This is a genomic window from Nocardioides sp. JCM 18998 (assembly GCF_055391535.1).
This window is the reverse complement of the sequence record NZ_AP043886.1, coordinates 3,003,890-3,025,722: the sequence shown is the minus strand read 5'-3', so window position 1 is coordinate 3,025,722 and position 21,833 is coordinate 3,003,890. Positions and strand designations below refer to the sequence as shown.

General features: G+C 72.2%; 19 protein-coding genes. 5 read left to right on the top strand and 14 right to left on the bottom strand.

Translation table 11 applies throughout. The annotated features are described in order from the left end of the window. Positions 1 to 2: 2 nt before the first annotated feature. The 11 genes from ACZ5L9_RS14200 to mraZ all read right to left on the bottom strand — a co-directional run bounded on the left by ACZ5L9_RS14200 (position 3) and on the right by mraZ (position 13,127). Positions 3 to 800, bottom strand: a complete 798-nt coding sequence (locus tag ACZ5L9_RS14200; protein ID WP_464528823.1) for a cell division protein FtsQ/DivIB — start codon at positions 798 to 800, stop codon at positions 3 to 5. After that, positions 793 to 2,247 carry a UDP-N-acetylmuramate--L-alanine ligase gene (gene murC / locus ACZ5L9_RS14195; RefSeq protein WP_464528822.1) on the bottom strand — a complete coding sequence of 485 codons (1,455 nt, stop codon included), beginning with the start codon at positions 2,245 to 2,247 and terminating at the stop codon, positions 793 to 795. The genes ACZ5L9_RS14200 and murC overlap by 8 nt, the downstream gene beginning before the upstream one ends. Then, on the bottom strand, positions 2,244 to 3,317 hold the full coding sequence (gene murG / locus ACZ5L9_RS14190) for an undecaprenyldiphospho-muramoylpentapeptide beta-N-acetylglucosaminyltransferase (protein WP_464528821.1): 1,074 nt from the start codon (positions 3,315 to 3,317) through the stop codon (positions 2,244 to 2,246). The genes murC and murG overlap by 4 nt, the downstream gene beginning before the upstream one ends. Positions 3,318 to 3,334: 17 nt before the next feature. After that, positions 3,335 to 4,600, bottom strand: coding sequence for a putative lipid II flippase FtsW (ftsW, locus tag ACZ5L9_RS14185; RefSeq protein WP_464528820.1), 1,266 nt, complete (start codon positions 4,598 to 4,600; stop codon positions 3,335 to 3,337). Positions 4,601 to 4,616: 16 nt separating this feature from the next. Next, entirely contained in the window at positions 4,617 to 6,092 is a 1,476-nt protein-coding gene (murD, locus tag ACZ5L9_RS14180) for a UDP-N-acetylmuramoyl-L-alanine--D-glutamate ligase (protein WP_464528819.1), read from the bottom strand. After that, entirely contained in the window at positions 6,089 to 7,177 is a 1,089-nt protein-coding gene (gene mraY, locus ACZ5L9_RS14175) for a phospho-N-acetylmuramoyl-pentapeptide-transferase (RefSeq protein ID WP_464528818.1), read from the bottom strand. Before mraY ends, murD begins: the two co-directional genes overlap by 4 nt. A 161-nt stretch (positions 7,178 to 7,338) precedes the next feature. After that, a complete protein-coding gene (locus ACZ5L9_RS14170; RefSeq protein ID WP_464528817.1) occupies positions 7,339 to 9,000 on the bottom strand; it encodes a UDP-N-acetylmuramoyl-L-alanyl-D-glutamate--2,6-diaminopimelate ligase in 1,662 nt (553 codons plus the stop codon). 52 nt (positions 9,001 to 9,052) lie between these two features. Then, complete coding sequence (locus ACZ5L9_RS14165; protein ID WP_464528816.1) at positions 9,053 to 10,855, bottom strand: peptidoglycan D,D-transpeptidase FtsI family protein; 1,803 nt, start codon at positions 10,853 to 10,855, stop codon at positions 9,053 to 9,055. A 93-nt stretch (positions 10,856 to 10,948) separates the two neighbouring features. Then, positions 10,949 to 11,410: a cell division protein FtsL gene (ftsL, locus tag ACZ5L9_RS14160; RefSeq protein WP_464528815.1), complete on the bottom strand. Its 462-nt coding sequence runs from the start codon at positions 11,408 to 11,410 to the stop codon at positions 10,949 to 10,951. A 91-nt stretch (positions 11,411 to 11,501) separates the two neighbouring features. After that, the gene (rsmH, locus tag ACZ5L9_RS14155; protein ID WP_464528814.1) at positions 11,502 to 12,488 is read right to left on the bottom strand and encodes a 16S rRNA (cytosine(1402)-N(4))-methyltransferase RsmH; all 987 of its coding nucleotides are present in this window, start codon (positions 12,486 to 12,488) and stop codon (positions 11,502 to 11,504) included. Between the two features lie 213 nt (positions 12,489 to 12,701). Then, positions 12,702 to 13,127, bottom strand: a complete 426-nt coding sequence (mraZ, locus tag ACZ5L9_RS14150; RefSeq protein ID WP_464528813.1) for a division/cell wall cluster transcriptional repressor MraZ — start codon at positions 13,125 to 13,127, stop codon at positions 12,702 to 12,704. Positions 13,128 to 13,364: 237 nt separating this feature from the next. Here mraZ and ACZ5L9_RS14145 point away from each other — a divergent pair, with 237 nt between their 5' ends. From ACZ5L9_RS14145 to ACZ5L9_RS14135, 3 genes are read left to right on the top strand one after another with little or no spacing between them, the layout of a single operon-like run. Continuing rightward, entirely contained in the window at positions 13,365 to 14,330 is a 966-nt protein-coding gene (locus tag ACZ5L9_RS14145; RefSeq protein WP_464528812.1) for an AAA family ATPase, read from the top strand. A gap of 4 nt (positions 14,331 to 14,334) precedes the next feature. After that, positions 14,335 to 15,609 (top strand): DUF58 domain-containing protein, encoded by a 1,275-nt coding sequence (locus tag ACZ5L9_RS14140; RefSeq protein WP_464528811.1) that lies wholly within the window; start codon positions 14,335 to 14,337, stop codon positions 15,607 to 15,609. Further along, on the top strand, positions 15,609 to 17,948 hold the full coding sequence (locus ACZ5L9_RS14135; protein WP_464528810.1) for a transglutaminase TgpA family protein: 2,340 nt from the start codon (positions 15,609 to 15,611) through the stop codon (positions 17,946 to 17,948). The genes ACZ5L9_RS14140 and ACZ5L9_RS14135 overlap by 1 nt, the downstream gene beginning before the upstream one ends. A gap of 163 nt (positions 17,949 to 18,111) precedes the next feature. Here the strand turns inward: ACZ5L9_RS14135 and ACZ5L9_RS14130 are convergent, their stop codons facing one another. From ACZ5L9_RS14130 to ACZ5L9_RS14120, 3 genes are all read right to left on the bottom strand, one after another. Then, positions 18,112 to 18,543, bottom strand: coding sequence for a DUF3040 domain-containing protein (locus tag ACZ5L9_RS14130; RefSeq protein WP_464528809.1), 432 nt, complete (start codon positions 18,541 to 18,543; stop codon positions 18,112 to 18,114). 97 nt (positions 18,544 to 18,640) lie between these two features. Next, entirely contained in the window at positions 18,641 to 19,357 is a 717-nt protein-coding gene (locus ACZ5L9_RS14125; protein ID WP_464528808.1) for a class I SAM-dependent methyltransferase, read from the bottom strand. Positions 19,358 to 19,368: 11 nt separating this feature from the next. Continuing rightward, on the bottom strand, positions 19,369 to 19,893 hold the full coding sequence (locus ACZ5L9_RS14120) for a hypothetical protein (protein ID WP_464528807.1): 525 nt from the start codon (positions 19,891 to 19,893) through the stop codon (positions 19,369 to 19,371). A 53-nt stretch (positions 19,894 to 19,946) separates the two neighbouring features. Between ACZ5L9_RS14120 and ACZ5L9_RS14115 the strand changes: the two genes are divergently transcribed. Together ACZ5L9_RS14115 and ACZ5L9_RS14110 are read left to right on the top strand one after the other, a co-directional pair. Continuing rightward, a complete protein-coding gene (locus ACZ5L9_RS14115) occupies positions 19,947 to 20,438 on the top strand; it encodes a YbaK/EbsC family protein (protein ID WP_464528806.1) in 492 nt (163 codons plus the stop codon). Positions 20,439 to 20,491: 53 nt separating this feature from the next. Further along, a complete protein-coding gene (locus ACZ5L9_RS14110) occupies positions 20,492 to 21,808 on the top strand; it encodes a phytoene desaturase family protein (protein ID WP_464528805.1) in 1,317 nt (438 codons plus the stop codon). Positions 21,809 to 21,833 lie beyond the last annotated feature (25 nt).

The window sequence follows — 21,833 nt, the reverse complement described above, 5'->3', positions numbered from 1 at the left end:
AGCTATCCCGAGGTCACCGGCTGCCCCGGCACCGACACGTCATACGTCTTCACGTCCGGCCGTGCCTTCATCAGCGCCGCCAGCACCTTCGCCTTGATGCCGGAGTCGGACGCACTCCCCCACCGCACCGTCTGATCGCTGCCGAGCGCGAGCGAGATCTCATCGATGCTCTGCACCTCGACGTGGTCGACCTTGGTGGCCAGCGTCGCCGGGAGCGCGGCGACGACGTCGGCGGCCTGCTTGAGCGCCGCCGCGTCGGTGCCGGTCGGAGTGGAGACCTTCGGCAGCCCCTTGGGCGCGTTGAAGTACGTGGAGAAGACCACCCCGTCGGCGTCGAGGGCGTGCAGCTGCCCGCCGATCTCGATCACCGCGATCGGGACCCGCTCGACGAGCTGGATCCGGATCTTGGAGGGCCACTCGCGCGAGACGTCGACCGACTTCACCGCCGCGAGAGCAGCGACTCGGCGCCGGACGCCGGCGAGGTCGGCGCGCAGGAGCGGACCGCCGGTCGGCACGGCGGCCGCGCGGCGGACCTGGCCGTTGGTGAGGGTGGTCGTGCCGGAGACGCCGCTGATGTCGACGCCCTTCACCGAGAGCCAGGAGGAGAAGTACACCGCCCAGATGCCGACCCCGGCGACCAGCACCACCGCGAACGCGGCGACGAGGTAGCGCCAGGCGAGCCAGCGCCGACGCCACTGTCGGCGCGCGAACCGCTTCTTGGTGCGCTCGGCGCCGACATCCGGAGCGCCGGCGACGGGATCGGCCAACGCCCCGCCACGGCGTCGGCGCAGGCTAGGCACCCTGCTCCAGCAGGGCCAGGACCTTCGGCCCCACCTCGGTGATGCTGCCCGCGCCGAGGGTGACGACCAGGTCGCCGGGGCGGGCGATCCGTGCGAGCGCCTCGGCGGCGTCGTCGAGACCGGGCGCGAAGTGCTTGCGCTCGTGCGGCACCGCGTCGAGGACCAGCCGGCCGGTGACGGCGGGATCGGGCTCCTCGCGGGCGAGGTAGACATCGAGCACGACCACCTCGTCGGCCGCACCGAGCTCGACGCCCATCTGCTCGCCGAAGATGCGGGTACGCGAGACGAGGTGCGGCTGGAAGGCGACGATCAGCCGGCCCTCGCCGGCGACCGAGCGCGCCGCGACCAGGTCGCCGGCGATCTCGGCGGGGTGGTGCGCATAGGAGTCGTAGACCCTGATCGCCTCGGCGCCGGGGCCCACCGATCCCTTCAGCTCCATCCGCCGGCGGGTGCCGGTGAAGCTCTCCAGGCCGGCCTTGAGCAGCTCGAACGGGTAGCCGAGGCGCAGCCCGACGGTGAGCGCGGCGAGCGCGTCGGCGACGTAGTGCCGACCGGGGATCCGCAGGGTGACGCGGCCGAGCTCGCGCACCTCGAGGCCGTCACGGTCGAGCACGGTGAAGGAGGAGGTGGTGCCCTCGAGGACGACGTCGACGGCGCGCACGTCGGCGAGGTCCGACTCCCCCACGCCGACGAAGCGACGACCCAGCGAGGTGGCGACCGAGCGGAGCGCGGCGGCTCCGTCGTCGTCGACACAGGCGACGACGAACCCGCCGCCCTCGCCGCCGGGATCCGCCTTGTCGACGCGGCCGATGAACTGGTCGAACGCCTCGCGGTAGGCCTCCTCGGTGCCCCACTGGTCGAGGTGGTCGGCCTCGACGTTGGTGACGACCGCGACGTGCGGGCGGTAGACGAGGAAGGCGCCGTCGGACTCGTCGGCCTCGGCGACGAAGAGGTCGCCACCACCCTGGCCGGCGTTGGTGCCGGTCGCGGCCAGGTCGCCGCCGACGGCGTACGTCGGGTCGGCGCCCGCCGCCTGGAGGGCGACGGTCAGCAGCGAGGTGGTGGTGGTCTTGCCGTGGGTGCCGGCGACCGCGAGAACGCGACGCCCGGCCATCACGGAGGCGAGCCCGGCCGAGCGCGGCAGCAGGCGTAGGCCGAGACGCTGGGCCTCGACGATCTCCGGGTTGTCCTCGCGGACGGCGGTGGAGACCACCAGCGTGTCGGCGCCGTGCACCTGCTCGGCGGCGTGGCCGACGTAGACGGTCGCGCCCGCGTCGCGGAGCTTGTCGAGGGTGGCCGAGGCATTGCCGTCGGAGCCGCTGACCGTGATGCCGCGCGCCAGCATGAGGCGCGCGATGGCGGAGAGGCCGGCGCCACCGATGCCGACGAAATGGACCCGGCCGAGCTGCTCGGCGGGCAGGATCTGCTCCGGAACCGGAACCCTCATCGAACGGCCTCCATCACGATCCGGGCCAGCTTCTCGTCGGCGTCACGCGGGATCAGCGCGCTCGCGGAGGCGCTCATCGCGGACAGTCGGGGGGCGTCGGTGACCAGCGGCACGACCTGCTCCACGACCCAGTCGGCGGTGAAGTCGGCGTCGGCGACCAGGAGCGCTCCGCCCGCCTCGACGACGGGCACGGCGTTGAGGCGCTGCTCGCCGTTGCCGATGGCGAGCGGCACGAAGACGGCGGGGACGCCGACCGCGGCGGCCTCGGTGACGCTGGAGGCGCCCGCGCGGCAGACCATGAGATCCGCGGCGGCCAGGGCGTAGTCCATCCGGTCGACGTAGTTGAGCGCGACGTACGGGACGTCGGTCGGCTGCGGCTCGGGCAGCTCGTTCTTCGGGCCGACCACGTGCAGCACCTGCACGCCGGCCTCCGCGAACGCCGCAGCGGAGGCGGTGATCGCCTCGTTGAGACGGCGCGCGCCCTGCGAGCCACCCGTCACGACGACGGTCGGTCGATCGGCGTCGAGGCCGAAGAAGGCGCGCGCCTCGGCGCGAAGCGAAGTACGGTCGAGCGTGGAGACGAGCCGGCGGATCGGCAGGCCGACGTACTGCGCCCGCGGGAGCGGCGTGTCGGGGAAGCTGACCGCGACGCTGGTCGCGATCCGGGCGCCGATCTTGTTCGCGACGCCGGGCAGCGCGTTCTGCTCGTGCACCACGACCGGCACCTTGCGACGGCGTGCGGCGAGATAGACCGGCAGCGAGACGTAGCCGCCGTACCCGACGACGACATCGGGCTGGATCCGGTCGATCACCTTTCGAGCCGCGACCACGGCACGACGCAGGTTGGCCGGGACCCGGGCGAGCTCGGCGTTGAGGGCGCGCGGCAGCGGGACCGGCGGGATCAGCTCGAGCGGGTAGCCCGCCGCGGGGACGACGGTGGTCTCCAGGCCCCGGGCGGTGCCGACGCAGGTGGCCTCGATGCTCGGGTCGATCCGGCGCAGGGCGTCGGCGGTCGCGAGCAGGGGCGAGGTGTGACCGGCGGTTCCACCGCCGGCGAGAAGTACGCGCATGGTGCCTATGAATCTAACTAGCGGGCCGACAGGCCGGCCGAACGGGACTTCTTGCGCTGCGCCAGGGCGAGCGCCGCCTCGGGCTCACGCCGGGCGAAGCCGATGACGAGGCCGAGCGCGGCCAGTGAGGGCAGGAGCGCGGATCCTCCGTACGAGACCAGCGGGAGCGGGATGCCGATGACGGGCAGGAACGCCAGCACCATGCCGATGTTGATGATCGCCTGGCCGACCAGCCAGATCACCACGCCGAAGGTGACGTAGCGGACGAACGGGTCGCGGGTCTGGCGGGCGACGCGGACCGCGGCGAAGGCCAGCACCAGGAAGAGCGCGACGACCAGCAGCGTGCCGACCAGGCCGAGCTCCTCGCCGAGGACGGCGAAGATGAAGTCCGTGTGCGCCTCCGGGAGGTCGCCCCACTTCTGCTGCGAGGCGCCGATCCCCTGGCCGAACCAGCCGCCGCTGGAGAGCGCGTAGAGGCCGTGACCGGCCTGCCACCCGGCGCCCTGGAAGTCGTTGAACGGGTTGAGGAAGTTCTGGATGCGGGTCATCCGCTCGGGGCTGGTGCCGACGAAGAACACCGCCCCCGTGCCGACGACGAGGGCCGCCACGGTGAACCACTTCGTCGGGAAGCCGGCCACCCAGAGCAGGCCGAGCAGGATGGCGCCGAAGACGAGCGAGGTGCCGAGGTCGTGGCCGAGCAGCACCAGGAACGTGGCGAACAGGATGCCGGGCACGACCGGCATCGCCATCTGGTGCACGCTGTCGAGTCGGCGCTCCTTGAGCGCGAGGATGTGCGCTGCCCACAGCACCAGGGAGAGCTTGGCGATCTCGGAGGGCTGGATCTGGACCGGGCCGAGGGCCAGCCAGTTCTTGTTGCCGTAGACCGAGATGCCCATGAAGAAGGTCATCGCCAGCAGGACCAGCGAGACGAGGAACGCCGGCCACACCAGGCGGCGGACCCAACGCTGCGAGATCCGGCTGGCCACGAACGCGACCGGAACGCCGAGGAGCACCCACATCAGCTGCTTCTTCACCACGGCGTAGGAGTCGCCGTCGTAGTACTTGTAGGCGTAGACGCTCGACGCGCTCATCACCATGATCAGGCCGATGACGAGCAGCAGCACCGCGGCACCGACGAGGAGGTAGTAGGAGGTCAGCGGGCGTGCCAGCGCCTCCTGCAGGGTGCGGGTGCGATCGCCGGCCCAGGAGCCGATCCAGGCGCGCAGGGAGAGGCGTTCGGGGGCTGTGGCCGCGGTGTTGCCTTCGGGGTTGGCCGTGGTCACCGCGTACCCCCTTCGCTCACCTGATCTGTGCCCTGACCGCGGCGGCGAACGCATCGCCCCGCGCCTTGTAGTCCCGGAACTGGTCTTGGCTCGCGCAGCCCGGCGCCAGCAGCACCGTGTCACCGGCGACCGCGAGCCGGGCGGCGGCCTCGACCGCGTGCCCCATCGCTGCAGCACCAGTCTCGTCGGCGGGCAGGGCGATCACCGGAACATCGGGCGCGTGTCGCGCAAGAGCCTCGGCGATGACGCCCTGGTCGCGGCCGATCAGCACGACACCGCGCAGGCGCGAGGCGATCGCGGGGACGAGTTCGTCGAACCGTGCACCCTTGGCCAGACCGCCGGCGATCCACACCACCGGCTCGTAGGCCTGCAGCGATGCCCGGGCGGCATGGGGGTTGGTCGCCTTCGAGTCGTCGACCCACGTGATCGCGTCGTGCTCGGCGACCGTCTCGATGCGGTGGCCGTCGGGCCGGAAGGCCCGCAGGCCGTCGCGCACGGCCTGCTGGCTGACGCCGTGCGCGCGAGCGAGCGCGGCAGCGGCGAGCGCGTTCTGGACGTCGTGCGGGGCCGGCCGGTGCCCGATCGCGGTGCCGAGATCGTCGAAGGTGCACAGCTCGGCGGCACTGTTCTGCCGCTCGGCGATGAAGGCCCGGTCGACCAGGATGTCCTCGACCACGCCGACCTGGCCCACGCTCGGCATGCCGAGGGTGAAGCCGATGGCGCGGGCGCCCTCCTCGACGTCGGCCTCCTCGACCAGGCGGCGGGTGAGCTCGTCGGCGACGTTGTAGACGCAGGCGCGCTCGACGCGCTCGAAGATCCGGCCCTTGTCCTGGGCGTAGGCCTGCATCGCGGACGGCCCCGTGTACCAGTCGAGGTGATCCTCGGACACGTTCAGCACCGCGGCGCTCTCGGCGGCCATCGAGTCGGTGTAGTGCAGCTGGAAGCTGGAGAGCTCGACGGCGAAGACGTCGTACGGGGTCGGGTCCATGACGGCCTCGACGATCGGCAGTCCTACGTTGCCCACGGCGGCCGACCTCAGCCCGGCCGTGCGCAGGATGGTGTCGAGCATCTGCACGGTGGTGGTCTTGCCGTTGGTGCCGGTGATCGCCAGCCACGGGGCCGCGTTGGCGGGGTCGCGCAGGCGCCAGGCCAGCTCGACCTCGCCCCAGATCGGGATCCCGCGCTCGCGTGCCTGCGCGAGCAGGGGCGCGGAGGGCTTCCAGCCCGGCGAGGTCACCAGGACGTCGACGTCCTCCGGCAGCCGGGCGGTCGCACCGGCGGCGAGCCGGACGTCGGCGCCCAGGACGCGAAGCAGCTCGGCCCTCTCCTGGCGCTCGTCGTCGCCCGGCGACTCGTCGAGCGCGGTGACGCTCGCGCCGAGGTGGAGCAGGTTGTCGGCGGCGGCGAAGCCGGAGACGCCGAAGCCGGCGACGACGGCACGGACGCCCTCCCAGGCGTCATGGCGGCCCCGACTGCTGACGTCCCTGCTCATGAGACGACGACCCAGGCGCCGTAGAAGAGACCCAGGCCGGCCGTGACGCAGATGCCGGCGATGATCCAGAACCGGATCACCACGTTGACCTGCTCCCAGCCGAGCATCTCGAAGTGGTGGTGGATGGGGGTCATCCGGAAGAGCCGCTTCCCGACGCCGCCGTTGCGGGCCTTGGTGAGCTTGAAGAAGCTGACCTGGAGGATCACCGAGACGGTCTCGAGGACGAACACGCCTCCGATGACCACCATCAGGAGCTCCGTGCGGCTCATGATCGCGAAGCCCGCCAGGGCGCCGCCCAGGGCGAGCGAGCCGGTGTCTCCCATGAAGATCTTGGCCGGCGAGGCGTTCCACCACAGGAAGCCGAAGCAGGCCCCGGTGATCGCCGCGGCGAGGATCGCCAGGTCGAGCGGATCGCGGACCGTGTAGCAGTGCAGCTGGTCGACGTCGGGGCGCCCGCAGCGCTGGTTGTTCTGCCAGATGCAGACCAGCGTGTAGGCGCCGAAGACCATCACCGAGATGCCCGCGGCCAGGCCGTCGAGCCCGTCGGTGAGGTTCACCGCGTTGCTGGTGGCGGTCACGATCAGCCAGATGAGCACGACCACGAGGACCAACGGCAGGCGCCAGCCCCAGTCGTGGATCGTGGAGAGGTAGTGCGAGGCCGGGTGGACGCCACGGTCGTCAGCGAACGCGGTGGTCGCCAGGATGCCGAAGACGACGGCGACCAGGGTCTGGCCGATCATCTTCGCGCCGCTGCGCAGCCCGAGGTTGCGTTGCATGAAGACCTTGATGAAGTCGTCGAGGAAGCCGACCAGGCCACAGCCCACGAACAGGAAGACCAGCAGCCAGCCGCTCGGGCTCGGGGTGTCGCCCTCGGCGAGCTTCGCGACCAGGTAGGCGATCACCGCCGACAGCACGATCGCGACGCCGCCCATGGTCGGCGTGCCGCGCTTGGTGTGGTGGCTCGTCGGGCCGTCCTCGCGGATCTCCTGGCCGTAGCCCCACTTGGTGAACTGACGGATCGCCAGGCGGGTGCCCAGGAGCGAGAGGAGCAGCGAGACGACGCCACTCAACAGGATGGCCCTCATCCACGTACTCGCTTCGCTCCGTGCGCGGATGAGGCACGAGGCCCGCTGCCTTCAACGATGAGCTCGCTCCGCTCGCTCATGCACCCACACCTTCAGTTCGACGAACACGACCGCAGGCCATTCTTCACCACCGGACGGTCGTCCGGGGCGATGCCCCGCCGTCAGTGCTCGTCGGTTGTGAGACTGCTCTCGTCCGCGGCGGCCTGTTCGGCGCCGGCGTCGGCGGCCTCCTCGGCGAGCCGGGCGCGGAGCACCTCGCGGGCGACCTCCCGGTCGTCGAACGGGTGGGTGCGCTCTCCCACGGTCTGCCCGGTCTCGTGGCCCTTGCCGGCGATCAGCACGATGTCGCCCGTACGGGCCTCGCAGATGGCGTCGATGACCGCCTCGCGCCGGTCGCCGAGCTCGCGCAGCTCGGCGCGTCCGTCGCGGGCGCCTGCGAGGATCGCCGCCCGGATCGGGGCCGGGTCCTCGGTACGCGGGTTGTCATCGGTCACCACGAGCACGTCGGAGAGGCGACCGGCGATCTCGCCCATGATCGGGCGCTTGCCGGTGTCGCGGTCGCCGCCGGCGCCGAGGACGGTGATGATCCGGCCGGCGGTGAGGGGGCGCAGCGTACGGATGGCGGCCTCGACGGCGTCGGGCTTGTGGGCGTAGTCGACGACGACGGTGAAGTCCTGGCCCTCGTCGATCCGCTCGAGACGGCCGGGGACGCCGCCGGAGGCGCCCAGCCCCGCGACGTACGCCTCGACGTCGAGCCCCGCCTCCGCGACGGCGGCGATCGCGGCGAGCGCGTTGCTGACGTTGAAGTCCCCGGCGAGCGGGACCCGTACGTCGTAGCGCCCGGTCTGGCCGACGGCGGTGAAGGTGGAGCCCTCGGCCTCGAGGTGGATGTTGCGGGCGCGCCAGTCGGCCTTGGGTCCGAGCAGGGAGCCGCCGCGGATGGAGAACGTCCTGACCGGGATGGTCGTCTCCTTCGCCAGCCGGCGGCCGTGCTCGTCGTCAATCGAGATGATCGCGAGGCGCGCACGCTCGGGGGTGAAGAGCGAGGCCTTGGCGCGGTAGTAGTCCTCCACGTCGGCGTGGAAGTCGAGGTGGTCGCGGCCGAGGTTGAGGAAGACCGCGACGTCGTAGACGATGCCGTCGACGCGGCCCATCACCAGGGCGTGGCTGGAGACCTCCATCGCGCAGGCCTCGACGCCGGACTCGCGCATCACGCCGAAGAGGGCCTGCAGGTCGGGCGCCTCGGGGGTGGTGAGCCCGGTCTTGATGTCGCGACCGGCCACGCGGGTGCCGACGGTGCCGATGACCCCGGCCTTGACCTCGGCGGCCTCGAGGCCGCCGGTGATGAGCCGGGTCGTGGTGGTCTTGCCCTGGGTGCCGGTGACGCCGATCATCCGCATCCCGCCGGCGGGCTCGCCGTAGATGCGGGCGGCGAGACGCCCGAGCAGGCGACGCGGGTCGGCCGCGACCAGGACCGGGATGCCGTTGAGCACGGCGGAGTTGGGCCGGACCCGGTCGATGCCCTCCTGGTCGGTGAGGATCGCGACGGCGCCCTCCTCCACGGCGTCCTCGACGTACTCGATGCCGTGCACGCGGCTGCCGGGCAGCGCCGCGTACAGGTCGCCCGCGAGGATCCGCTGCGAGCTCAGGGAGAGTCCGGTGATCTCGACGTCCGGATCACCGGCCAGCGCCATCGCCGGGACGCCGGTCTCGGCGATGACCTCGGCGGCCAGCGCACCCAGCCGGGTCCGCGGCGGGCGCTGCGGGCGGGTGGTGGCGATCTGGCGCTGGCGCTCGCGCCACTCACGGTCGGTGTTGCTCATGGTGCGCACAGGCTAACGCCGCGGGTGGGCGCTGCGGCCAACCGGCGCGCGCTCAGGGACGGCCGTGCGGGTCGACGCCCTTGCCCCACATGGTCGGCAGGTCGGAGGCCTTGGTTCCGGTCGGGGCGACGCCGTAGCGACGCAGCGCGAAGCTCATGATCTTCTGCCACACCGGGCCGGCCGTGGTGCCGCCGCCGGCGTGGCCGGTGCGCGGGTCGTTGATCACGACGTAGACGGTGAACCGCGGCTTGTCGGCGGGCGCGAAGCCGGCGTACGAGACGGTGAGGCTGCCGTCGTAGCGACCGGCGACGGCGCGCTGGGCGGTGCCGGTCTTGCCGGCGACGCGGTAGCCCGGGATCTGCGTCTGCGGGGCGACACCCGTACGCGGGTCGGGGACGCGCTCCATCATCTGCATCATCTGGGTCGCAGCGCGCTTGCTGACCACGCGGCGGCTCGTGGTCTCGTCGGTGCCGACGACCTGGCCGGAGTCGGTGGTCGCGTGGCCCAGGATCAGGCTCGGGTCGATCCGGACCCCGCCGTTGGCGACGGTGTTGACCGCCGCCGCCATCTGCAACGCGTTGACCGAGACCGACTGACCGAAGTCGATGCGGTCCTCGTCGGGGGCGTTCCAGGTGCTCATCGACGGCAGCAGCCCGGCGGACTCGCCGGTGATGCCGACGTTGGTGCGCTGCCCGAGGCCGAACTTCTGGAGGTACTGGCGCAGCTGGCCCTGGCCGAACTTGTTGGAGGCCAGCACAGTGCCGATGTTGGAGGACTGCGCGATCACGCCGGCGAGGGTGAGGTGCAGCGTGCCGTGGCTGAACCAGTCGTGGATGTCGTGATCGCCGCTCTTGTACTCACCGGGCACGACCAGCTGGGTGCGGTCGGTGACCTTGCCGGCGTCGATGAGCGAGGAGAGGGTGAGGATCTTCTCCACCGAGCCCGGCTCGTAGACCTCGCTCAACGAGCGAGCGCCGCGGTCGGGCTTGGGCGAGGCGCCCGGGTCGGAGGCGTCGAAGGTCGGGTCGTCGGCGATCGCGAGGACCTCGCCGGTCTTCACGTCGGTGACGATCGCCATCCCGTTGCGGGCGTTCCACTGCTCGTCGGTCTGACGCAGGACGCGCTGGGCGTAGTACTGCAGCTCGCGGTCGATGGTCGTGCGGATGTCGGTGCCGTTGACCGGCTCCACGGTGGTGGAGTCGCCCAGCGGGATGCGGGTGCCCTGGCTGGCGACCTCGTACGTCGCCTTGCCGTCCTTGCCTGCGAGCTCGGCGTTGAGGGACTGCTCGAGACCGGCCAGCGGTCCGTCGGTGCCAAGGAAGCCGACGATGTTGGCCGCGACATCGCCGGAGGGGTACTCCCGGATCGGGTCGTCGGCGGTGTAGAGCCCCTTGAAGCCCTGTGCCTCGGCCTCGTCGACCGCCTCGGTGGCCTGGGCCGCGGGGACCTTCCGGGCGACATAGGCGAACAGCGGCGTGCTACCGCGGCTCTTCCCGCTCAGCGCCGCGAGCACGGTGCTGTAGTCGAGGTTGAGCTTGTTGGAGAGCAGCGTCGCGAGCTTGGGGGCGGTCGCCGCGGTGATCGAGGGCGCGGCCGTGATCATCAGGCCGTCGGCGGAGTCCGCGAGCGGCACGCCGTTGCGATCCAGGATGCGACCGCGCTCGGCCGGGAGCACCTGGGTCACCAGGTTCTCCTTCTCCGCCGCCTGCGCGTAGGAGTGCGGGTCGAAGCCCTGCAGCTGGATGAGGCGGGCCGCGAAGAAGGAGAGCACGATCGCCATCAGCAGGAAGCCGATCTTCAGGCGGAGGTGCGGGGATCCTCGGCGCGAGCCGCGGCTCTGCTCGTTCGGGCGCACTGGTCTCTCATCTGTTGCGGGTGGTGCTGGTGGTGTCTTGTCTACCGTGCCGGACCGCCCAGGCGGGGAACATCGGCGCGTGTCGGGCCGGCGTCAGTTCGCTGTCGGCTTCGGGTGGCTCGCCCACAGCTGCAGGTTGTTCTGCGCCGTCGCGGGGGCCGGGGTGCCGGCGATCTTGCCGGTGCCGATGTTGAGCACGGCCGGGCTGCCGGGCAGCACCATGCCGTGGGCCTGGGCCTTCGCCGCGATCACCTGCGGGTCGTCGAGCCGCTGGAGGTCGGACTCGAGGCCCTGCTGTCGGGCCGCGAGGTTGTCGGCCTGGACCTGCAGCCTGTTCTCCACGAACGCCGCCTGCTGCATCGAGGTGTTGAACATGAGCAGACCGATCACGCCCCCGAGCAGGATCGTGGTGATCAGCGCGATGAACGGCAGCCGTGGCGCGGGCCGACGGGTGCGCGGCACCACGGTGAGGCGGGCGCGCTGGAGCGCCGCCGGATCCGCCCAGGCGGCGATCCGGCGTACGGAACGCACGGCTGCCGCTGCTGTGCTGCTCATCGACGTGCTCCGCGCGTCGACGGGCGCAGTGCTCCGCACGCCGACGAGGCACCCAGGGTGCTGTGTTGATTGGTTCGCTCGCTGCGCTCGTTCACTTGTGTCCCCCCGTGGACGTTGACCTGGTGCTGGTGACGCGTTCGATGGCGCGCAGGCGTACGGACGCTGCGCGCGGGTTCTGCTCGATCTCGACGGGCGAGGCCTGCTCGGCGCCGCGGGTGACGAGCTTGAAGTCGGGCTCCATCCCCTCCGGGATGAACGGCATGTCCGGCGGGACGTCGAGCTTGGTGACGGCCGTGAAGGCCTGCTTGACCAGCCGGTCCTCGAGCGAGTGGTAGGACTCGACGACCACCCGGCCGCCGACGCCGATCACGTTGAGCGAGGCCGGCAGCGCCCTCTTGAGGCCACCGAGCTCGTCGTTGACCTCCATCCGCAGCGCCTGGAAGGTGCGCTTGCCCGGGTGTCCTCCGGTGCGGCGCGCGGGCGCCGGGATCTCGGCGTAGAGCAGCTCCACCAGCGCACCGCTGGTGGTCCACGGCTCGGTCTCGCGCCGGCGCACGATCGCGCGGGCGATCTTCGAGGCGAACTTCTCCTCGCCGTACTCGCGCAGGACCCGGGTGAGCTCACCGGCGGAGTAGGTGTTGAGGACGTCCGCGGCGGTGATCCCGCGGCTGGCGTCCATCCGCATGTCGAGCGGCGCGTCCTCGGAGTAGGCGAAGCCGCGCTCGCGCTGGTCGAGCTGCATCGAGGAGACGCCGAGGTCGAGCAGCACGGCGTCGACGTGGGGCAGGCCCCGGTCGGCGACGACGTCCTCCACCTCGTCGTACGTGGCATGCACGCCGGTCCACCGATCACCGAAGCGCTCGAGCCGGGCACCGGCCAGGGCGAGGGCGGAGGTGTCGCGGTCGATGCCGATGACCCGGACGCCCGGGATCCGGTCGAGGACGCCTTCGGTGTGGCCGCCGTGGCCGGTGGTGCCGTCCACCAGGACGGCGGGCCGCTCGGCGGTGCCGTGGGCGAGGGCCGGGGAGAGGAGGTCGACGATCCGGTCGAGCATCACCGGCACGTGCTGCTGCTCCACTTCCCCCCACCTCACTCTCTGCGTCTCACCGGTTCGTCGTCCGTACGGGCGACGAAAGTGCGGATCCGCAGAGCCAGGTCTCATGCCCGCTCCCGGGGAAGGTGATGTCGTGTCTGGAACCGGGGAAGTGCCCCAGGGACATCGGGAGAGAGCGGGACTGAGACCTCGTCCTGCGGATCCGCTGTTCTGTTCTTGGCTCGGGACCTGCGCTCGTCAGGGCTGGGGCGCCGCGTCGAGGTCGGAGAACTTCTCCGCCGTCTCCTCGTCGTAGGCCAGCCACTTGGCCTGGTCCCAGATCTCGATCCGGTCGCCGACGCCGATCACGGCGACGTCCTTCTCGAGCCCTGCGTAGGCCCGGAGCAGCGGCTGGATCGCGATCCGCCCCTGCTTGTCCGGGACCACCTGGTCGGCGCCGGAGAAGAAGGAGCGGGTCACGTCACGCGTGCCCCGCATCTCCCTCGGCTGCGCCATCACCCGGGCCGCCTCGGCGGCGAAGACGTCGTCGGGCCACACGACCAGGCACTTCTCCTGACCCCGTGTCACCACCACACCCGCCTCCAGACGGTCCCTGAACTTGGCCGGGAGGATCAGCCGCCCTTTGTCGTCGAGCTTGGGAGTGAAAGTCCCCACGAAGAACATGGCGCCCCTCCACTTCCGTGGCCTCTTCCTCCACTTTGCCCCACACTACTCCACTTCCCTCCACCGTCAACCACTGTGGTGGCGTTTCGCCCCACTGCGCTCCACCGCCTCCCCCGCCCTCCCCTCGACGGCGCTCTGGCGGCCTCCCCGGCAGCGCCCCACGGCGCCCCGGTGGCACCCCGGTGGCGCCATCTGATGAGGAGTGACAGACACCTCGACCCACCACGCCGTACGGTTATGGGCGTGAGCACGAGCAGCGCCGATCTCGACACCGTGGCCCGGGTGGCCGACCGCATCCGCAGCAACGTGGAGCGCGTCATCGAGGGCAAGTCCGACGTCGTCCACTCGACCCTCGTGGTGCTCCTCGCGGAGGGCCACCTGCTGATCGAGGACGTGCCCGGTGTGGGCAAGACCCAGCTCGCCAAGGCGCTGGCCCGCTCGATCGACTGCACGGTGCGGCGCATCCAGTTCACGCCGGACCTGTTGCCCTCGGACGTGACCGGGGTGTCGGTCTTCAACCAGAACACCCGCGAGTTCGAGTTCCGCCCCGGCGGCGTCTTCGCCAACATCGTGGTCGGCGACGAGATCAACCGCGCCTCGCCCAAGACCCAGTCGGCGCTGCTCGAGTGCATGGAGGAGCGTCAGGTCACCGTCGACACGACGACCTACCAGCTCGAGTCCCCGTTCCTCGTCATCGCGACGCAGAACCCGATCGAGATGGAGGGCACCTACGTCCTCCCCGAGGCCCAGCGGGACCGCTTCATGGCGCGGGTCTCGATCGGCTATCCGCCGGCGGCCGCGGAGATGGCGATGATCGCCAACCACGCCGGCGCCAACCCGCTCGACGACCTCGAGCCGGTCACCGACGCCGCGGAGATCCGCAAGCTGATCGGCATCGTCGGCCAGGTCCACGTGGCCGAGCCGATCCAGCGGTATGCCGTCGGCATCGTCGCCGCCACCCGCGCCAGCGGCGAGCTCTCCCTCGGTGCGTCTCCACGCGCGACCCTCCACCTGATCCGCGCCGCCAAGGCCTCGGCGGCGCTCCAGGGACGGGAGTTCGTCCTGCCCGACGACATCACCGCCCTCGCCCTCCCGGTGCTCGCGCACCGCCTGCTGCCCAGCGCCGAGGCTGCCCTGGCCGGACGCCACGTGGCCGATGTGCTGCGCAGCCTGGTCTCCGCCGTACCCGTGCCGTCGGCCTGACGCGATGCGCGACGCCCTGCGAGGTCTCACCGTCCGCGGCCGGGCGTTCCTGGCTGCGGGCATCACCGCGACGGTCTGCGCCATCGTGCTGGGCCAGCCCGGGCTCATCCGGATCGGGATCCTGCTGGCGGCGCTGCCCGTGCTGGTCGTGATGGTGGTCGCGCGCAGCCGCTACCGGCTGGGCCTGCAGCGCGTGGTGGCCCCGGCCGTGGTCGCCGCCGGTCAGCCGGCCCGGGTGCGGATCACCGTCAGCAACGAGGGCGGACTGCCGACCGCTCCCCTGCTGCTCGAGGAGTCGGTGCCGTTCGCGCTCGGGGCCCAGCCGCGGTTCGTCGTCCGGCGTCTCGGTCGCGGCCGCGAGCTCGAGTACCAGGTCCGCGCCGAGCTGCGCGGCCGCTTCGAGCTCGGCCCGATGACCGCCCACCTCGGCGACCCGTTCGGGCTCGTCCGGGTCGGTCGTACGTTCTCCTCGACCGCTCCTCTCATCGTCACCCCGCGGACCGTGCCACTCGACCCGATCGCGCTCACCACGTCGCGCAGCGGTGCCGGCGACAACCGCCCGCGCGCCTTCGCAGGCGCCAGCGCCGAGGACGTCACGGTGCGTGAGTACCGCCGCGGTGACGACCTGCGCCGGGTGCACTGGCGCAGCTCGGCCCGCGTCGGCGAGCTGATGGTGCGCCGCGAGGAGCAGCACTGGCAGGCCCGGGCGACCGTCGTGCTCGACAACCGTCACGCCGCGCATCGCGGCGGCGGCTCCTCGGCATCCTTCGAGACGGCGGTCAGCGCCGCCGCCTCCATCGCCCTGCACCTCTCCGAGCGCGGCTACGGGGTCCGGCTGGTCACCACCGACAGCAGGGACCTGACCGCGTGGCAGCGCTCCTCGCTCGAGCCGGCCACCAAGGCGACCCTCCTCGAGGCGCTCGCCCTGGTGCAGACCGTGCCCACCGCGGAGATCGAGAGCGACTGGCTCGACGGGCCCGGAGCCGGCGGGCTGCTCATCGCCGTGCTCGGCGGCCTGGACGGCACGGAGGCACCGGCCCTGCGCCGACTGCGTCAGCAGTCCCCCGCCGCGCTCGCGCTCCTGCTCGACCCCGATTCCTGGGGCGTGGCCGGGCCCGGTCAGATCACCGCACCCGTCGACGGCGCCTCACTGCTGGGCGGACAGGGCTGGCGCGTCAGCAGGCTGCGCGCCGGCGATCGCCTGGAGGCCGCGTGGCACCAACTGGCCGCCGGCCTGCCCGCGTCGCACGCCCGCACGTCCGTCTCGGAGGTGCGCTGATGGTGCGCGCCGCCCGCGAGCTGCTGCTCACCGCCCTGACCACGGCGACCGTGCTGCTGGCGGTCTGGTCGTGGAGCAGGGTCACGGACGGCATGGGCCACGCCATGCCGACGATCGTGCTCACCGCCGTCGTCGTCTCGGTCATCGGCATCGCCAGCCGGCTCGCGGTGCCGTCGACCTGGCCGGGCTTGCGCGTGCTGACCCTGCTCGCTCAGCTCGCGGCCGCGTGGGCGGTTGTCTCGATCCGGATCGCGCACCACCCGGTCCCCGTGCGCTACGTGCCGCGGATGCGACTCGAGGACGCCTTCGTCGCGGCCGGGAACGCCATCGCCCACGATGCCCCGCCGGTGCCCGTGCTCAACGGCGTGCTGCCGCTGGTCCTCTGCGGTGCGGCAGTGGCGCTCGTCCTGGCCGACCTGCTCGCGCGGACGCTCCGGCTGCCGGCTATCGGAGGCCTGGTCCTGCTCGCCGTGGTCGCGGTGCCGATCAGCGTCGTCGGCAGCGACGCCGGCGTCACCGGCGCCGCCCGCCGCGGCATCGACCCCTGGCTCTTCGTCCTGGTCGCGCTCGGCTGGCTGGCACAGGTGGTCCTCGCGGAGGACGACCGGCTGAGCCGCTGGGGCCGGATCGTCGACGATGACGAGCGACTCCGCGGGAAGCCCGACGGCAGCAACCCTCAGGCGCGGGCCTGGGCCGGGACCGCGGCGATCGGTGCGGCCGCCATCGCGGTGGCGCTGGTCGTGCCGCTCGCCCTGCCCTCCACCCGCGCGGACTTCAGCGGCTGGAGCGGCGGCGGTGGCGGCAACGGCAAGGTGACCGTCACCAACCCGATGATCGACGTCCGGCAGAACCTCGTGCAGGGCGACGACATCCCGCTGGTGACGGTGCGTACCGACGACCCGTCGCCGAGCTACCTGCGGATCGCGGTGCTGACCCGGTTCAGCTCGACCCAGTGGTCGGCGGGTGATCGCAGCATCCCGGAGGAGCACGACTCGCACGGGCCGGTGCCGATCGCCGGCTACTTCTCCGGGGCCTCGGGTGACACGTATCCCTACCAGATCTCGGTCAGCAGCCAGTTCGCCTCGCGCTGGCTGCCCACGCCGGCGCCGATCACGGACATCGAGGCCGACGGCGACTGGCGCTACGACAGCGCGACCGACGACTTCATCGCCGCCAGCAAGGGCCTGACCACGGCCGGGATGAGCTACAGCGCGACCCGCCTGGAGCCCGACCTCACCGCGACGGACCTCTCGGTGATGTCTGCCGGTGCCGGACAGGTCTCCTCGAACTACATGTTCGTGCCGTCCGACCTGCCGCCGATCGTCGGACAGCTCGCCCGCCAGGTCACCAGCGGTGCGAACACGCCGCTCGCGAAGGCGGTCGCCCTGCAGAACTGGTTCCGCAGCGGCGGAGGCTTCACCTACGACACCAACGTCACGCTCGGCTCGAGCGGCGCCGACCTCTCGACGTTCCTCAACAACGGCCCCAACGGGCGACGCGGCTACTGCCAGCAGTTCTCCTCGGCGATGGCCGCGATGGCCCGTACGCTCGGCATCCCGTCCCGTGTCGCTGTCGGCTTCCTCAACCCCGAGAAGGAGGCGGACGGCAGCTACGTCTTCTCCAGCCACGACATGCACGCCTGGCCCGAGCTCTACTTCTCCGGGGCCGGTTGGGTGCGGTTCGAGCCGACGCCGGCCGCCGCCGGAACCGCGGTGCCGTCCTGGGCCCACGTGCCCGGCGCGACGGTCAAGCCGACGGTCGGTCCGAGCGCGTCGGCCTCGGCCAGCTCGTCGGCGCGGCCGCTGACCACACCCAAGAAGGCGCTGCAGCGGGACGACGCCTCCACCACGAGCAGCACGCCCGCGGTGCACCACCTCGGCTGGTGGATCGGCGGAGTTCTCGCACTCGTCCTGCTCGGCGTCCTGCTCGCCCTGCCGCGCGTCGTACGCCGTCGGCGGCGCGCGACCCGGCTCGGCGACGGGGCCAGCGGGATCCGAGCGGAGGACGCCTGGGCCGAGCTGCGCGACACCGCGATCGATCTCGGTCTGCCCTGGGCCGACGGCCTCTCGCCACGCGACACCCGGCCGCTGGTGGCGGGCTACGTCGCCACCGCGGCGGGCCGGGACGCGCTCGATGCGCTCGTCGACGCGCTCGAGCATGAGCGCTACGCCGCGTCGAGCGAGCCGCTGGACCCGCAGGTGCTGCGCGACCTGCTCGTCGGTCTGCAGCAGGGCGACACCCCGGTCCCGCCGCGACGCGCCGCCTGGTGGCCCCGCTCGGTGCTCGTCCGGCGTACGGCGATCACCGAGTCGTCCGTCCAGCTCGATCGCGTCGGTTGAGGGGTCACTTCTCGCGGCCCGAGAGGTCGGTCGTCGTGCCCCGAGCGGTCAGCCGTCGCGACTGTACGGCGCGAGAGGTGACCCCTCGACCCGCAACACATGACGCCTCAACGCCCGAGAGATGACCTATCGAGCCGCGAGAGGTGACCCCTCGGCGGGGCGATCACCAGCCGTAGCCGCCCTTGCGGCGGCGCCAGCGCTCCTCGATCTTCTGCATGAAGGAGCCGCGGCTGCGCGGAGCGCGGTTGGTACGGCCGCCGTCGTGGACGGTGAAGCCGTGCGAGAGGCGGCTGCCCGCGGGGTGACCGGAGGCGTGCACCGTGAGCGGGCGACCGCGCAGCGCGGTCAGCCCGACGAACGCCGCGCCGAGCATGACGAGGAAGCCGACGATGCCGAGGGCCCACAGGCCGGTGATGACGCCGGCCATCATCAGGCCGACGCCCACGACGAACCCGACGACAGCGAGGGCGGCGCGACGCTGGGCGGCTCGCTTGAGTGAGTGACCGCGGAGCGTGGAGGCGAACTTCGGGTCCTCGGCCGAGAGGGCGCGCTCCATTTGCTCGAGCAGTCGCAGCTCCTCTTCGGACAGGGGCACCGGTTCCTCCTGGGTAGGCGTAAGGACAAGTCTAGGCAGCCATCGGCAGCGGCGGTAGCGGACCAACGGTTTTTCTACTGGCCAGTTGTCTCCGCCCTCAGGCGCGGACGGCGAGCAGATGCAGCTGCGAGGCGAGCGGCAGGAACTCGGCGCGCTGCGAGACCGCCCGCTCGAGCTCGACCAGCGCGCTGGCGGCGCCCGCCTCGAGATCGAGCAGCGAACCCGGAACGAGGTCGGCGAAGACCCGGACGCCGTGCACGGCGAGCACCTCGAAGTCCGCGCCCACGGCCGCCACCGTGGCCTCGCCGGCGGTGAAGCGCCGTCCCGTACGACCGGTCGGGCCGTCGTCGTCGAGCATCGCGAGCGCCTGTGCGAAGTGACCCGCCATCGCCCGCGCGACGACGGCGGCGGTCCGCTGGGCGACGAGCAGGCTGAGCACGCCGCTCGGGCGGAGCACGTCGTGCAGCGTCGTCATCGCGGTCGACAGGTCGGCGACGTGCTCGAGGACGCCGTGGCACAGCACCACGTCGGCGCCCTCCGCGCCGACGTGCGTCGCCAGGTCGGCGAGGTCGCCCTGCTGGGCGGTCACCGTGACGCCCTCCTCGCGGGCACGCCGGTCGAGCGCGGCGAGCGCGTCGGGGCTGGGGTCGATCACGGTGACCCGGTGGCCGAGCTGCGCGACCCGGACGGCGAAGCCGCCGGTGCCGCCGCCGATGTCGACCACGTCGAGCGGGCCACCGGTCAGGCGGGGCTGGAGCGCCTCCCACACGACGGCGTCGCGCGCCGAGGCGCGGCGCTCGCTGGGGCTGGTCATCGGTGCTCCACTCATCGGTTCTCCGTGATCTCCGGGACGGATACGGCCGCGGCCGCCGGCGCGGCTGCCGGACGCGGGTGGATGTACTGGGTGACGGGCGGCAGCCACATCAACGTGAGCACGCTAGCGCCGATCAGGATGGCGACGGCGGTGCAGATCACGAAGAGCATCGGCGGGGCGGTGAGGATCGCGCCGATGCTGGCGATGGCCGAGCCGAGCAGCAGCACCGTGATCCCGATCCGGCCCCACTCGAACCCGTTGCGCAGGAAGCTGGCGAGCACCCACAGCAGCCCGAGCATCACGACGTAGAGCGTGACCGCGGGGGCGACGAAGTGCGGCGGCTTCACGCTGCCGGAGCGGACCGCGTCGAGCCCACCGCCCTCGAACAGCTCGCGGGTCGCCGGGTTGCCCTTGGCCCATGCGGTCTGCAGCGAGTCGCGGAAGAGCACCACGAAGAGCACCGTGAGACCGCCGACCACGACCAGCGCGAGCAGTGCTCGCAGTGCGTACGTCAGCTCGACCGGTCGCTCGTCCACGTGTCTCCTCCTGCTTCGATCACACGCTCCCGGCCCTGGGTAGGGTCCGAGGGGTGACCACCGAACATGCCTCGATCGCCGGGTTCCGAGCTGCGCACCAGGCGCGGGGCGGTACGGGCGACATCATCATTCTGCCCGACTCCGCCCATACGGCGGCACTGGCGGCCGAGGCACTCGGTTGTGAGGTCGGCGCGATCGCGAACAGCCTGCTCTTCGAGGCGGTCGACGTGGACGGCGGCGCCCGTAAGCCGGTGCTGATCCTGACCTCGGGGGCGCACCGCGTCGACGTCGCCCTGGCGGCGTCACGGATCGGCGTGCCGAAGCTCAAGCGGGCCTCCCCCGAGTTCGTCCGCGAGCACACCGGACAGGTCATCGGCGGCGTCTCGCCGCTGGGCCACCCGGCGCCGGTCCCGACCTACCTGGACCGCGCGCTCGCCGCGTACCCGGTCGTGTGGGCGGCCGCCGGTCACCCGGCCTCGGTCTTCTCCACGACCTACGACGAGCTGCGCACCATGACCGGCGCGACCGAGCTGGCGGTGGACTGACCGACCCGCTCCGCGGCGTCCGACCGGATCGCTCACCCGCTAACGTTCCGCGGGTGGCGCGGGTAGTGGTGATCGGTGGCGGGTACGGCGGCATGGCCTCGGCGGCCCGGCTGGCGAAGCTCGGCCACGAGGTGACGCTGCTCGAGGCGTCCGACCGGCTCGGCGGCGCACTCGCCCCGGTGACCCAGGACGGCTTCACCTGGGACGGCGGCCCGGCCACCACGCTGCTGCCCGCGGTGATGCGCGACCTGTTCCGCAAGTCCGGTCGCCCGCTCGAGCGGGAGCTCGAGCTGGAGCCGCTGGCGATCGTCCGCGAGCACCGCTTCGAGGACCGCTCGCGGTTGCTGATGCCGGCGTCGCGGGCGGCTCAGATCGCCGCGCTCGACGACCTCGGCAAGGGCTTCGGACGGCAGTGGACCGACTTCGTCGACTCCTACGCCGCGGACTGGGAGGTGCTGCGCCAGCACTACTTCGAGGTGCCGTGGACGCCCGGGGCCCTCCCTCCCGAGGTGGCGGCACGGCTCGACTCGCGCGAGACGCTGGCCAAGCGGATCCGGCGCTCCTTCCGCGACAAGCGACTGCGGATGATGGCGGGCTATCCGCTCGAAGCCGAGGGTCACAACCCGCGCGACGTCCCGGCCTGGGCAGGGCTGGTGCACTACCTCGAGCAGCGCTTCGGCGTGTGGACCTTCCCCGGTGGCATGCACCGTCTCGCCGGGCTGATGACCGCGCGACTCGAGACCCGCAGGGTCGCGGTGCTGACCGGCGTCGCTGCACGCGACGTGGTGCTGCGCGACGGACGCGTCGTCGCCGTCGCCGTCACCGGACCGGACGGCGACGCGGAGATCGAGGCGGAGTACGTCGTCGCCGCCATCGACCCGCGCCGGCTGCCGCTCACCGAGCGGTACGCCGACAAGACCCTGCCCGCGATGCCGCCGCAGATCTTCCACCTGGGGCTCTCCGAGGCACCCGAGCTGCCCGCCCCCGAGATCGTGCTGCACGGCGATCCGTACATGGTGGTCCGCTCGGCCGGTGACACCTGGACCGTCCACGTCCGCGGCCGGCTGCTGGAGGACGTCACCATCGCCCTGGCCCGGCACCGGCTCGACGTGCGCGAGCAGGTCGTCAGCCGGGTCGACCTCGGCCCGCGCGAGCTGGTGGGTCGCTGGGGCGGCTCGCCGTACGGGCTGCTCTGGGCGGGACGCAACACCGTCCACCAGCGCCTCGGACCCACGACGCCCGTCCCCGGCCTCTACGCCGCCGGCGCGCACGCGACGCCGGGGGCCGGGCTGCCGTTCGTCGGCCTCTCCGCGGCCCTGGTCGCCCAGGCGATCACCACCGACACCGGCGGCGGTGACCTCCGCGCCTGAGTCGCCGGGGAGCCCGATGGATAAG